Source organism: Arthrobacter sp. zg-Y844 (genome assembly GCF_024385465.1).
Classification (GTDB): Bacteria; Actinomycetota; Actinomycetes; order Actinomycetales; family Micrococcaceae; genus Arthrobacter_B.
In genome coordinates this window covers 1,305,810-1,319,139 of the sequence record NZ_JANFLS010000001.1, presented here as the reverse complement: position 1 = coordinate 1,319,139, position 13,330 = coordinate 1,305,810, and the positions used below count along the sequence as shown (strand labels likewise).

Here is a 13,330-nt window from a genome sequence, read left to right as displayed (position 1 = left end):
TTGGTACGGTTGCAGACCCGGTTAAGCAGCGGCCGGGGATACCTGTCGGCGTGGAGAAGACATGGAAAATCCGCTGCGTGTTCTGGTCCAGATAGATACGCGGAATGCAGCCGCCTCGATTGAAGTCCGTGGAGAACTCACGGGCGCCAGCTGCGAGACCCTGCTGAACATCCTCCAGCACACCGCTACCCTGGGCGCCGACATCTGCGTGAACCTCACGCGCACCGTCCGGATTGAGGCCGCCGCTTTGGAGGTGCTCGCCGGGGTCGCGGACGACGTCGAACGCTCAGCGCCTGCCAACCTGCAGCTGCGCGTGCATATCCAGCTTCCACCGGACGCCCTGCCCGGCCATCCGACCGCGGGCGGCCTCCTCCCGGGGAGCCGGGAAGTACTGGATAACGACACTGCACTGGCAATGATCCTGTGCCGGGATACCCGGGTCCTTGCCGGGGCCCGTGAGCCCGGACCCGGGGACGCCGCGATACCCGCCGGAACCGCACCTCAGTGGCGTGTCCTGCCGGGCCGCCGCCCCTAGCCCGCTCGCCGCGCACCCTCCCGCCCACCCGGAGGCGGCATTCTGCCAGAACAAACACCTGTTTTGTCAGTACGCTTATGAATTGACACAATGGAGTTAGTTCTTTCAACGCACTCAGAATGCAACTAGCAGGAGGTTCGCACGTGAAAGCAGTTACATGGCAGGGAAAAGAGTCCGTCAGCGTAGAGGTGGTTCCGGATCCGGTGATCCAGGAACCGACCGACGCCATCATCCGCGTCACTTCCACCGCCGTCTGCGGTTCGGACCTCCACCTCTACGCCGTCCTGATGCCGTACATGAAGCCGGGTGACATCCTCGGCCACGAGTCCATGGGCATCGTGGAAGAGGTCGGCTCGGCCGTCACCAACCTGAAGAAGGGCGACCGCGTGGTCATCCCCTTCCAGATTTCCTGCGGCAGCTGCTACATGTGCCGCCAGGGCCTGCAGACCCAGTGCGAGGTGACCCAGGTGCGGGAGAAGGGAATGGGCGCCCAGCTGTTCGGCTTCTCGGAGCTCTACGGTTCCGTCCCGGGCGGCCAGGCTGAATACCTGCGCGTGCCGCATGCCGACTACGGCCCCATCAAGGTCGGCTCGGAACTGCCGGACCACCGCTACCTGTTCCTCTCCGACATCCTGCCCACCGCCTGGCAGGGCGTCCAGTACGCCAACGTGCCCGACGGCGGCACGCTCGCCGTCTACGGCCTGGGACCGGTGGGCCAGTTCGCTGCCCGTATCGGCACCCACCTCGGCTACCGCGTCATCGGCGTCGACCCCGTGGAGGAGCGCCGCAAGCTCGCCGGCCAGTACGGCGTCGAGGTCCTGGACCTGCACAAGGACATTGCCGACGAGCTGCGCGAAATGACCGACGGCCGCGGCCCCGACTCGGTGGTGGACGCCGTCGGCATGGAAGCCCACGGCTCCCCGGTCGGCAAGGCCGCCCAGACTGCTGTTGGCCTGCTGCCGGACAAGCTGGCCCAGAAGGCCATGGAAACCGCCGGAACGGACCGGCTCTCCGCCCTGCACGGCGCCCTCGACGCGGTGCGACGCGGCGGAACGGTCTCACTCAGCGGCGTGTACGGCGGCACGGCCAGCCCGATGCCGCTGATGAACATGTTCGACAAGCAGCTGAACCTGCGGATGGGCCAGTGCAACGTCAAGCGCTGGGTTGATGACCTGATGCCGCTGGTCGAGGACTCCGCCGATCCGCTGGGCGTGACCAACCTGGTGACCCACCAGGCCAGCCTTGAGGACGCACCGGAGCTGTACGAGAAGTTCCAGAAGAAGGAAGACGGCTGCATCAAGGTTGTCTTCCAGCCCGGTATCCAGAACTAACCGACACCGGCTCTGCCGCAGAAAGCCAGGACCCGCCGCAAGGCCGCGGGTCCTGGCTTTCTGCGGTTAACCGCCCCGGCAGCCCGCCGGGGACGGGTACACGGATGTAATTCGCACCACACAGCCCTGTGGCCCTACACTCATTGAGGTTCTTCAAACGAACACCCGTTCGGCATGCGTACAAGCGTGGCCGGTCCCCCGCCCCCAGAGCAAGTTAGGTAAGGCCCATGGAAATCAAGGAACGCATCGAAGCGGCTCCTATGAAGCGAATGCAGGTCGGCATTGTCGCCATCTGCGTCGCCCTGAACATGATCGACGGCTTTGACGTCCTGGTTATGGCTTTCAGCGCCAATTCGATCAGCGAGCACTGGGACCTCACCGGTGCCCAGTTGGGCATGCTGCTCTCCTCGGCCCTCTTCGGCATGGCGGTGGGATCCATCCTGGTGGCCCAGGTGGCGGACATCATCGGCCGGCAGAAAACCATCCTGATCTGTGCGCTGGTGATTTCGGCGGGGATGTTCGCCTCCGCGTTCGCTCCGTCCTATGCGGTCCTCTTTGTGCTGCGCTTCATCACCGGACTGGCCATCGGCACCATGCAGGCGAGCCTCAACGTCTTCGTCTCCGAGTACTCCTCGGCCAAACGGCGTTCCACCGCGATCAGCTTCTACAGCGCCGGGCAGCCTATCGGCGGCATGCTGGGCGGCATCATTGCGGGCATCCTCATCGCGGCCTACAGCTGGCACGCGGCGTTCATTTTCGGCGGCATCATCACGCTGGCCATGATTCCGTTCATCCTGAAGCTGCTGCCCGAATCCCTGGACTACCTCATGACCCGGCGCCCGGCCGGCGCGCTGGAGAAGACCAACCGCATCCTGGCCCGCCTGGACCAGCCGCAGATCACCGAACTGCCCCTCATCCCCCAGGGCACGGCGCTGACCGTCGGCTCACGCTGGAAGTCCCTGTTCTCCGGCAAATACGCGGCGACTACGATCTTCCTGTCCATCGCGTTCATGATGCTGATGGCGAGCTTCTACTTCGCGAACTCCTGGACGCCCAAGCTGGTCGCTTCCAGCGGCTTCACGGCACAGGACGGCATCGACGCCGGCGTGCTCTTCAGCCTCGGCGCGATCATCGGTTCCATCGTCTTCGGACTGATCGCCGCCCGCTTCGCCGTCAAATGGGTCCTGGTCACGTTCTTTGTCCTCGCCGCAGGCGGCTTCGGCGTGTACGCGGTCTCCACCGGCGCACTGCCCACGGCCCTGCTGGCGGCGGCCCTGCTGGGCTTCCTGGTGAACGCAGGCATCGCCGGCATGTTCTCCATCGGTCCCGTGTACTACTCCTCGGACGTCCGCGCCACGGCGGTCGGGTTCATCACCGGCATGGGCCGGGTGGGTGCCATCATCTCCCCGATCGTGGCCGGTTCCCTGATCGACGGCGGCTGGGAACCCGGCAACCTTTACTTCCTCTTCATCGTCCCGATGCTTGTGGGCGGCGGAGCGATCGCCTGCCTGCGGACCGGCCGGCGCAAGACGGCCGAGCCGGCCGCCCTCCGCAAGGACACCGTCCCGGCCTGACCGGGCACCGCGGTGCCGCACCGAAAGGCGCGGCACCCGGAACGTCCCCTAGGAACGCCCGATCCCCCGCGGTGGAAGCCGCCGGAGATCGGGCGTTGCCGTTTTCCCGTCAATCTCCAGGCGCAGGTAGGTGCAGAACGGCTGGCGCCGGCGGTCCGTGGGGGACCCGGGGTTCAGCAGGCGCATCCCTGCAGGTGTTACGGAGTCCCACGGGATGTGGCTGTGGCCGAAGACCAGCAGGTCCGTGTCCGGGAACTGGGCGTCCATCCGCGCTTCCCGCTTTGCGGCGGGACCTGTCTCATGCACGACGGCGAGCCGCACCTCTTCAACCACCGCCCGGGCCACCAGCGGCAGCCGGTTCCGCAGGTCGGGGCCGTCGTTGTTGCCGTAACAGGCGATCAGCCGCCGTGAGCGGGACTGGATCTGGTCGAGCAGCTCCTCATTCACCCAGTCACCGGCATGCACCACAATGTCGGCCGCTTCAATGTCCGCCCAGAGGACCTCGGGAAGCACTTTCGCCCGCTTGGGCAGATGGGTATCCGAAAGCAGGAGGAGCTTCGTCGACATCCGCTATTTCCGCAGGTTCCATGCCCAGAGGATCAACGGCAGCTGGAGCGGGAGCCGGACACTGTGGATCAGTTTCTCTTTGTCCCCGCCGCGGGGGCCGAAGGCACGCTGCAGGGCAGAGATATGCCCCGCAATGAAGGCAACATACATGGCCGCCGTCCCCGTTGCCGCCAGCCGCCGAGTAGCCGGCAACAGCAGTCCGGCGGCGGCCGCGAACTCAATGACTCCGCTGACGTGCGTCCACTGCCGCCGGGTCAGCACACCGAACTTCCCCTCGGTATCGGTGCTGATGCTGCGTGGAACCACCGCGTTGTAGAAGCGCGGGTTGCGGAAGTGGTTGACGGCGCTGGTGGTCAGCAGGGCCGCCATGGCAGCTGCTGAGAGCGTCTGTCGGTTCATCGGGTTCCTTCGGTTGTGGGGACGGCCGCCTGCCGGGATGCCGCGGTCGGCACTTGTGCCGCGACGGCAACGGCAATTGCATCGGCTGCTCGGACCAGGGCCAGGTGGGAAAACGCCTGTGGAAAGTTGCCGGCCATGGTGTTGTTTTCTGCATCATATTCCTCACTGAGCAGACCAAGCTCGTTGGCGTACCCCACCAGCTGGTCCATCAGCCGCCGGGCCTCGGCGAGCCGGCCCGAGTGGGCGTACTGTTCCACCAGCCAGAAGCTGCACGCCAGGAAGGGGTTCTCCCCCGCCGCCAGTCCGTCCACCCCGGTTTCGGTGGCATAGCGCAGCAGGAGTCCGGAGCCGTTGACCAGCTCCGACTCCAGCCGGGAAACCGTGCCCAGCATTTTTTCGTCGTCGTAGGCAACGAAACCCACGTGCGGCAGCTGGAGCAGGGCGGCGTCCACGGTGCCGCTGCCGTAGAACTGGGTGAAGGAGTTCAGGTCGGGATCCCAGCCGCGTTCCATCACTTCGTCGCGCAGTCCGTCCCGCAGCCCTTCCCAGACCTCCACCGGCCCGTCGAGGCCGTAGGTCCTGGCGGCCTTGGCCGCGCGGTCGAAGGCAGCCCACATCATGACGCGCGAGTGGGTGAAGTGCCGGGGCGTCCCGCGCATCTCCCAGATGCCGCGGTCCGGTTCCTCCAGGTGCTTTTCCAGGAAGGTCAGCAGCGCCCGCTGCAGCGGCCAGGAAAAGTGGTCCTCCGGCACGCCCCGGTCCCGCAGCCGGTCCAGGGCCACCATCACTTCGCCCACGACGTCGGCCTGGTACTGCCCCACGGCCCCGTTGCCGATGCGCACGGGTGCAGCTCCCGCATAACCGGGAAACTGCGGGAGGATCCGTTCCGGAAGTTCCCGGCCCCCGTCCACGGCATACATGATCTGCAGGTCCTCCGGATCTCCTGCCACGGCACGGAGGAGCCAGCTGCGCCACTGCAGGGCCTCGTCCTCGTACCCGTGGGTCAGCATGGCTTCGAGCGTCAGGGCGGCGTCCCGCAGCCAGCAGTACCGGTAGTCCCAGTTCCGGTCCCCTCCTGCCGCCTCGGGCAGTGAGGTGGTGGGAGCGGCGACAATCCCGCCGGTGTCCTCATGGGTCAGGGCACGCAGGACCAGCAGCGAACGCCGTACCGCGTGTTCATAGGGGACGTTCTGCGGGCACTGCCGGCCCCAGCCCTGCCAGTAGGCGACGGTCCGCTCCAAGGCCGCGTCAACGTTCTGCCGGGGCGGTACCGGCCGGTGCGAGGGGTACCACGTGAGTTCCAGGTCAACGCATTCCCCGGCCCGGACTTCGAAGCGCCCTACGTGGCGGTGGTTGTCTGCTTCGGGCAGGCTCGGCCCGCGCAGGACCAGGGCACCCGGGCCCGCGATGGCGGAAAGGTGTTCGCCGTCGTCGTCCCACCCCCGGAAAACCCAGGGAATGACCGTGCCGTAATCAAAGCGGATCTCCAGTTCCTGCCTCATGTCCACAGTGCCGCTCAGGCCCTCGATCCGGCGGGTAAGGGACGCCCGGCGGTCCTTCACCGGCATGAAGTCCGTGACCCGGACCGCTCCGGAGGGTGTCTGCCAATGGGTACGCAGCACGAAGGTGGACTCAACATACCCGCGGTGCGTTACGGTCGCTGCGGGATGTTCCGGCGCCAGCAGCCACCGGCCGTGGTCGCTGCTCCCGAGCAGCGCACCGAACACCGAGGGCGAATCGAACCGCGGCAGGCAGAGCCAGTCCATGCTGCCGGTCCGCGATATGAGGGCTCCGGTATGCAGGTCCGAAACCAGCGCATAATCCTCTATGGGGGATGCCATGGCACTACTCAACCACACGGTGCCGAAGCAGATGCCCCGGTTCGTAGCGCAGCTGCGGCAATCACTGATTAGATTGGGGTGGTCCCGCGCAGAAGTTCCTTGCAGCGGATCGGCAGCGGGACCGGCACTGGATTAGGGAGCGGTATTGAAACACGCGTCAACCTCGAAGATGTCCTTCTCAGTGAAGGAGGTACACGCGTGAGCGTGGTTGCCCAGCCCACCGACGAGCAGCGCGCCTATGCCCTGCGGCGCATGAAAATGCTGGCCACGGGCCTGCTGATCCTCCTGGCCGTCATCTTCCTCTTTTCCTTCGCACTGCAGGACAGGTACCCTTGGCTGGAATACGTCCGCGCTGCGGCGGAGGGCGGCATGGTGGGCGCCCTTGCCGACTGGTTCGCGGTCACCGCCCTGTTCAAGCATCCGATGGGGGTGAAGATCCCGCACACAGCCATCATCCCGGAGAAAAAGGACCAGATCGGGGCGTCCCTGGGCCAGTTCGTGGAACAGAACTTCCTGGCCGAAGACATCATCCGGGCCAAGCTCGATTCCATGCAGGTTGCTGCGAAGGCAGGCACCTGGCTGGCGCGGCCCGAGGGAGACGAACGCGTCGCCACCGAAGGTGCCGCAGCCATCCGCGGGGCCCTGAGGGTGCTCGACGACGACGCCGTCCGCGACGTCCTGGAATCCATGTTCCGCCGCCACGTGGTGGACCCGCAGTGGGGGCCGCCGGCCGGAAAGATGGCCCAGCGGATCTTCGAAGAGGGCCACCACCACCAGCTGGTCAACCTGATTGTGGACAGCCTGTCCGACTGGGTGCTGGCCAACCCCGAAGTGATCGGCCGGCTGGTAACCGAGCGTTCGCCGTCGTGGGTTCCCGCCTTCGTGGATGACCTGGTCGGCGAGCGCGTGCAGATCCAGGCCGAACGGTTCCTGATCGACGTGCAGGAAAACCCCAACCACCAGCTGCGAGTGGCCTTGGACAACTACCTCACCGGAGTGGCCCGGGACCTGCAGGAGGACCCCAAGACCATGGCGAAGGCCGATGTGGTGAAGGAGCAGGTCCTGGATGATCCGCGCGTGCGCGAATTGATGACCTCCACCTGGACCACCATCAAAAACGCGCTGATGACGGCCGCCGATGACCCGGACAGCGAACTCACGCGGAACTTCAAGTCCGCACTTCAGGACTTCGGTACCCGCCTGATCAACGAGCCGGAGCTGGCGGCCAAGGTGAACGGCTACGTGGCGGACGCTGCGGGCTACCTGGTCCGCACGTACAGCAACGACATTGCCGCCGTCATTACCGAGACGGTGGAGAACTGGGATGCGCAGGAGACCTCGGAGAAGATCGAACTGCAGGTCGGCAAGGACCTGCAGTTCATCCGGATCAACGGCACCGTGGTTGGTTCGCTGGCCGGACTGGCGATCTTCACCATCGCCACGGCTGTATTCGGCTGATCCGGGTCCGGAGAAAAGGAACGCTTAGGACAGAAAGGCCCGCCGGCAAATGCCGGCGGGCCTTTCTCCGTCGAGGGACAGTTGCCCTAGGCGGACTTCTCCAGCTGGTCCAGTTCGCCTGCCAGCTGTCCGGGGATCGACGCCGGCGGTTCACCGAAGGCGGCCCGGGTCGCCTTGATAACACCCTTGCCCATGGCACGGTTGCCCACGCCGCCGACGACGGCGCCCACACCCAGCGGCAGGGCACGTCCAAGCAGGGCGGTGCCCTGCTTGGCCATGACCCGCTTGAGGAACTGCTTGCGGATGCTGCCGCCCACCGAGCCCATCAGGCCGGAGGGCATGCTGCCCATGCTGCTGCCCCAGGCCTGTGCGGTTCCGCGTCCGGACAGGGACTGCATCATGGAGGTCCCTTCCTCGCCCAGCATGATGGCCATGACCATGGTCCGTGACTTCTCCGGATCGGCCAGCCGGACTCCGTGCAGTTCAGCCACCGACTGCGCGTACAGGGCTGTCGCCTCGAGGAACCCGACGGTCGCTGCGGCTGACAGGCCAAGTGCCGCGACGGTTCCCACGCCCGGAACCACGGCGGTGGCACCGATGGCCGCGCCGCCGCCGGTCACCACGTTGATGTAGTGCCGGTCCAGGATGCTGATCAGCTCGGCGGCATTGGCGGACGGGTTCTTGCGCTGCATCCTGCGGATGTTCGCCAGCACCAGCGGCCGCTGGACTTCCACGGCACGCTCGATGGCCTTCACAACCTGAGGCTTGGGCTTGCCGTCCGCGCCCATAGTGGCTCGTCCGGCCAGTTTGGCTGCGGGATTGAACTTACGTCGCTTCACAGAACTCTCCTCGGGGAAATCCGGTACAGGCTTCACGCCTGCGGTATTGCTCCAACACCAGCGGGTTTTACCTAAAGCAAAGGGCGGGGTCCGGCGGAATATTCCGCCGGGGCCCCGCCCTCTAAATCAACGCCGCGTCAGCGGCGTTTACGCGCTAATTAGGCGCGGTTGCCGCTCTTGCGGGTGACGAAGCCGTAGATCACGAGGACGACAATGGCGCCGACGATGGCAACGAGCCAGGTCTGGATGGACCAGAATTCTTCAAGACCGACGCCGAAGATGGCGCTGCCGATCCAGCCGCCCAGCAGAGCGCCGATGACACCCAGAACCAGAGTGGCGATCCAGCCGCCGCCCTGACGACCCGGGAGGATCATCTTTGCAATTGCACCTGCGATGAGACCAAGAATAAGGAACGCAATGAAACCCATGAGATTCTCCTTGCTATGTGAGTGACAGTGATTTGAAGCACGACCTTGTGAGCCACGCTTTCCTCCAGACTACTTGATCAGCAACCTTACGTCACAGTCCGGAGGGAATTCCCATTCAGCCGGGGGTGTGTTAGGTACCGCGGGTGTGCGCCCAATTCCAGCTATTGTCCCCTGGGGCGTGTCGGCGTTCCCTACGGCGTGTCGGGGACAAGGTATCGGCGAAGGAAAACCGCTACATCGGTCATTTCACGCGTACCTATGGAATGCCCCATTCCCGAATAGGTCCGTGCCGTCAGCGCCACATTCTCGTCAAGCCACTGCGCGGTGTAATCCACTGCGTCTGCATTAATAACCCAGTCCTCCCGGTCCCGCCCCCAAAAGAACGGCACCCTTACGGGCAGCGGTTCCGCGGCGGCGAGGAGTTCGTTGCGGGCAATAAAACCGGAAAGGCCGACGACGGCGCGAAAATCCTGCGGCCTCAGCCGCAGCAGCGTGCCGGCCATGGCCATGCCCTGGGAAAATCCCACCAGCGAGATGCCGGTGAATCCGTATTCCGTCCGGGTCCGGTTCAGCCAGGCCAGCAGCGAGAGGGCGGATTCCAGGACCTCGGCGGTGTCCGAGTTCAGGAGCGGATCCAGCAGGAACCACCCGCTGGCTCCGCCCACGTCCAACGGCCCCCGCACCGCGGCTCCGACAGCAGAAGGCGGCAGGGCAATGAAGAGCCGCTCCATTGCCTGCTCGCCGGATCCGTAGCCGTGCAGAAAGACCACCAGTTCGCGCCCCCGGCGCCGCTCCGCCGGCTCGGACCACGTTACGTTTTCCATCGGTTCAGCGTAGCGCTGCACGCCGTTTGCAGGCCGTCGGCGCGGCGCCGCCCGAGGGCCATTGCCACGGGTGGTGCGGCAAAAGTAGAGTCGCATTCAGCGCATATACGTGGCAATTGCCACAGATCGCGGGCGTGCATGTATCCAAGCAAAAGCCACCAAAAGCACCGGGAACCGCACCGGCAAGCCGTTCCCCACCCAACAGCGGCCGGCCCTGGCAGGCACGGCCTGGACGGATCCCCTTCATGATCCTCACCCTTACCGCCAATCCCAGCCTTGACCGCACCGTCCAACTCCCCGGAGTACTGGAGCGGGGAGCCGTCCAGCGCGCCGTTGCCGCGGGGGAAGAACCGGGCGGCAAAGGCGTCAACGTCTCCCGGGCCCTGACCGTCTCCGGCATCCGGTCCGTTGCCGTCCTTCCCGGCGCCGACACCGATCCCGTCATGGCCGGATTGCGGCAGGCGGGAGTCGAGTACTTGAACCTGCCCATCACGGCACCGCTGCGCAGCAACATCACGCTCACGGAGCCGGACGGCACCACTACCAAGATCAATGCTCCCGGTCCGCCGCTGAAGCCGGTGGAGCAGGAAGCACTGATCTCCCTGCTGGTAGGGGCCTGCACCGCCAGTGACAGCGGCCCGGGTTCCTGGCTGGTGCTGGCCGGCTCCCTCCCCCCGGAAGTGCCGCCGGACTTTTACGCTTCGGTGGCCCACACCGTGAGGGACCGGCTGGGGGCCAAGGCACCCCGCATAGCCATCGACTCATCCGGACCGCCGCTCATGGGCGCGCTGCTCCACGGAGCGGAGCCGGACCTGCTTAAACCCAATGCCGAGGAACTCTCCGAAGCCACGGGGTTTTCCTCCGAAGCGGAGCTGGAAGCCGACCCCCTGCTGGCGGCGCGGGCGGCGGGGATGCTGATTGAACGCGGCGTCGGCGCTGTCCTCGCCACTTTGGGCGCCAGGGGCGCACTGCTGGTCACCGCGCACGGAAGCTGGCTGGCCACCCGGCCACCCGTGCAGGCCCGCTCGACGGTTGGCGCAGGGGATTCGGCCCTGGCCGGGTACCTGCTTGCCGATGTCTCCGGTGCGGCGCCCCCGGACTGCCTACGGCAGGCCGTGGCCCACGGTGCCGCCGCTGCTTCCCTTCCCGGAACCACTGTCCCAGCCGTTACAGCCACTGATCCCGGAGCGGTAACGGTCACCACCCTCAACGGCACCCGGGGCACCCCCCGGGGAGCTGCCGCCGCAGGGAGCGCCACCGCTTCGCCGTCGTCGTCGTCGTCTTCGAAGGAGGAAAGCTGATGTCGGACCTCATTACGCCGGATCTGGTCACATTGGACGAGAACCTGGGCACGGACAAGACCGCTGTTATCGGCCATTTGGCCCGGGGCGTGGTGGCCGCGGGACGAGCCACCAACTACGAAGACCTCTACGCGGATGCGATGGCCCGTGAATCGAAGACCGCCACCGGCGTGCCCGGCGGCATTGCGATTCCGCACTGCCGATCCGCGGCGGTCACCCAACCGACGCTCGCCATGGCACGGATCCGCCCCGCAGTGGACTGGGGAGCGAAGGACGGCCCCGCCGACATCGTCTTTTTCATTGCAGCTCCGGAAGGAGCGGACCAGGAACACCTCCAGCTGCTCGCAAAGCTGGCCCGATCACTCATCCGTAAGGACTTCACCGCCTCCCTACGTTCGGCTACCTCGCCGGTGCAGATCGTGGAACTGGTCGACGGAGCCCTCGGACTCGGCCCGGCACCGGACAGCGCCGGAAGCGCCGCCGGTGCGGGCGGCGCCGCTGCGGCGGGTGCGGCCACCGGCGCGACTGCCGTGGGCAGCGACGCCGGCTCCCACGACGCCGGCTCCCGCAACGGGGGCTCCCGCGACGGGGGCTCCCGCGACGGGGGCCAAGCGGACGGAACCGGTGACGGCGGACACGGAGCCGACGCTCCTGCGTCCGCGGGCGGTACCGGGGCAACCCAAACCGACACCTCGAGGTCACGGCATCTGGTCGCCGTCACCGCGTGCCCCACCGGTATTGCGCACACCTACATGGCCGCTGATTCCCTCGCCGCGGCAGCTGCCGAGCGAGGCGTCGACCTGCAGGTGGAAACCCAGGGTTCCGCCAAATCCACTCCCCTGGACCCCTCGGTGATCCGCAACGCGGAAGCGGTGATCTTCGCCGTCGACGTCGATGTCCGGGACAAGGGGCGCTTCGCCGGGAAACCGCTGATCAGCGGACCCGTGAAACGCGGCATCGACGAACCGGGCGTGATGATCGACGAAGCCCTCAACGCAGTCAATGACCCGAATGCCCGGCGCGTGTCCGGAGGCGGCGGCGGCGGGGAGGAGAACGAAGGCGGGTCCGGCTCCGGCGGCGAAGGCTTCGGCGGACAGCTCAAGCGGGCGCTGCTGACCGGCGTCAGCTACATGATTCCGTTTGTTGCCGGCGGCGGCCTGCTGATTGCCCTCGGCTTCCTCCTGGGCGGCTACGAGCTCGCCCTGTCGGTCGACGACGTTGCCAACGGAGACCGGATGCTGGACGGCACGTCCCTCCTGAATCCGCCGCCTGAAGGGATAATCGCCTATCTCGGGGCCGTGTTCTGGAAGATCGGCTCCCTGTCCATGGGCTTCCTGGTGCCTGCCCTGGCCGGCTACATTGCGTATGCCCTGGCCGACCGGCCCGGCATCGCACCGGGCTTCACTGCAGGCGCCGTGGCGGTGTTTATGGATGCCGGCTTCATCGGCGGCATCATCGGCGGCCTGCTGGCCGGTTACGCGGCCCGCTGGATCGGCGGCTGGAACGTTCCGTCGTGGATGCGGGGGCTGATGCCGGTGGTCATCATTCCGCTTTTGGCGTCGATCATAGCCTCCGGCCTGATGATGCTGGTCCTGGGCGGACCCATTGCCGCCTTGACCCTGGGACTGAATGACTGGCTGACCGGCCTCACCGGTGTGGCGGCCATCGGCCTGGGCATCATTCTCGGCCTGATGATGGGTTCCGATCTGGGTGGCCCGATCAACAAGGTGGCGTACGCGTTTGCCGTGGCCGGGCTTGGGGAAGGCAGCTTCGAGAACCAGGTGCCGTGGGAAATCATGGCAGCGGTCATGGCCGCCGGCATGGTCCCGCCGCTGGGCATGGCCTTTGCCTCCACGGTGCTGGCAAAGAACCAGTTCAGCATGGCCCTGCGCGAGAACGGAAAGGCTGCGTGGCTGCTGGGCGCGGCCTTCATTTCGGAGGGCGCCATCCCGTTTGCCGCTTCCGATTTCTTCCGGGTCATTCCCTCCACCATGCTGGGCGGTGCGGTGGCCGGTGCGATCTGTCTGGGCACCGGGGTAACCTCACAGGCACCGCACGGCGGTATCTTCGTGTTCTTCGCCATCGGCAACCTGCTGATGTTCATCGTCGCCATACTGGCCGGAGCAGCCGTTACCGGGTTCGTTTACGTGGCTTTGAAACGGTTCGTGAAGCCCCGGAAAAAGGTGGAGGAACCAGCAATTGCCTAAAGCACAGTCGATGAAGAGGAAGGCTT

General features: G+C 66.1%; 12 protein-coding genes. 6 read left to right on the top strand and 6 right to left on the bottom strand.

The genetic code is table 11. From position 1 onward, the window contains the following. Positions 1 to 61: 61 nt before the first annotated feature. The 3 genes from NNX35_RS06315 (at position 62) to NNX35_RS06305 (ending at position 3,440) form a co-directional block, all read left to right on the top strand. The gene (locus tag NNX35_RS06315; RefSeq protein WP_255867255.1) at positions 62 to 535 is read left to right on the top strand and encodes a hypothetical protein; all 474 of its coding nucleotides are present in this window, start codon (positions 62 to 64) and stop codon (positions 533 to 535) included. Between the two features lie 143 nt (positions 536 to 678). Further along, complete coding sequence (locus tag NNX35_RS06310) at positions 679 to 1,866, top strand: zinc-dependent alcohol dehydrogenase (RefSeq protein ID WP_255765624.1); 1,188 nt, start codon at positions 679 to 681, stop codon at positions 1,864 to 1,866. A gap of 227 nt (positions 1,867 to 2,093) precedes the next feature. Beyond that, on the top strand, positions 2,094 to 3,440 hold the full coding sequence (locus NNX35_RS06305) for an MFS transporter (RefSeq protein WP_255867254.1): 1,347 nt from the start codon (positions 2,094 to 2,096) through the stop codon (positions 3,438 to 3,440). A 48-nt stretch (positions 3,441 to 3,488) separates the two neighbouring features. Here the strand turns inward: NNX35_RS06305 and NNX35_RS06300 are convergent, their stop codons facing one another. From NNX35_RS06300 to NNX35_RS06290, 3 genes are read right to left on the bottom strand one after another with little or no spacing between them, the layout of a single operon-like run. Next, positions 3,489 to 4,007, bottom strand: a complete 519-nt coding sequence (locus NNX35_RS06300; RefSeq protein ID WP_255867253.1) for a metallophosphoesterase — start codon at positions 4,005 to 4,007, stop codon at positions 3,489 to 3,491. A 3-nt stretch (positions 4,008 to 4,010) separates the two neighbouring features. Next, positions 4,011 to 4,406 (bottom strand): hypothetical protein, encoded by a 396-nt coding sequence (locus NNX35_RS06295; RefSeq protein WP_227920692.1) that lies wholly within the window; start codon positions 4,404 to 4,406, stop codon positions 4,011 to 4,013. Next, positions 4,403 to 6,265 carry a glycoside hydrolase family 15 protein gene (locus NNX35_RS06290; protein WP_255867251.1) on the bottom strand — a complete coding sequence of 621 codons (1,863 nt, stop codon included), beginning with the start codon at positions 6,263 to 6,265 and terminating at the stop codon, positions 4,403 to 4,405. The genes NNX35_RS06295 and NNX35_RS06290 overlap by 4 nt, the downstream gene beginning before the upstream one ends. Before the next feature lie 234 nt (positions 6,266 to 6,499). Between NNX35_RS06290 and NNX35_RS06285 the strand changes: the two genes are divergently transcribed. Further along, a complete protein-coding gene (locus tag NNX35_RS06285; RefSeq protein ID WP_255867327.1) occupies positions 6,500 to 7,705 on the top strand; it encodes a DUF445 domain-containing protein in 1,206 nt (401 codons plus the stop codon). Positions 7,706 to 7,791: 86 nt separating this feature from the next. Here the strand turns inward: NNX35_RS06285 and NNX35_RS06280 are convergent, their stop codons facing one another. The 3 genes from NNX35_RS06280 to NNX35_RS06270 form a co-directional block, all read right to left on the bottom strand. Beyond that, on the bottom strand, positions 7,792 to 8,544 hold the full coding sequence (locus NNX35_RS06280) for a hypothetical protein (protein ID WP_370646968.1): 753 nt from the start codon (positions 8,542 to 8,544) through the stop codon (positions 7,792 to 7,794). Positions 8,545 to 8,702: 158 nt separating this feature from the next. Next, positions 8,703 to 8,972, bottom strand: a complete 270-nt coding sequence (locus NNX35_RS06275; protein WP_255765620.1) for a GlsB/YeaQ/YmgE family stress response membrane protein — start codon at positions 8,970 to 8,972, stop codon at positions 8,703 to 8,705. Positions 8,973 to 9,163: 191 nt separating this feature from the next. Further along, on the bottom strand, positions 9,164 to 9,796 hold the full coding sequence (locus NNX35_RS06270) for an alpha/beta hydrolase (protein ID WP_255867250.1): 633 nt from the start codon (positions 9,794 to 9,796) through the stop codon (positions 9,164 to 9,166). Positions 9,797 to 10,041: 245 nt separating this feature from the next. On the opposite strand from NNX35_RS06270, the gene NNX35_RS06265 reads away from it, so the two are divergent. Together NNX35_RS06265 and NNX35_RS06260 are read left to right on the top strand one after the other, a co-directional pair. After that, positions 10,042 to 11,097, top strand: coding sequence for a 1-phosphofructokinase family hexose kinase (locus NNX35_RS06265; protein WP_255862162.1), 1,056 nt, complete (start codon positions 10,042 to 10,044; stop codon positions 11,095 to 11,097). Further along, positions 11,097 to 13,304, top strand: a complete 2,208-nt coding sequence (locus NNX35_RS06260; protein WP_255867249.1) for a fructose-specific PTS transporter subunit EIIC — start codon at positions 11,097 to 11,099, stop codon at positions 13,302 to 13,304. The genes NNX35_RS06265 and NNX35_RS06260 overlap by 1 nt, the downstream gene beginning before the upstream one ends. The last annotated feature ends 26 nt before the right edge of the window (positions 13,305 to 13,330 follow it).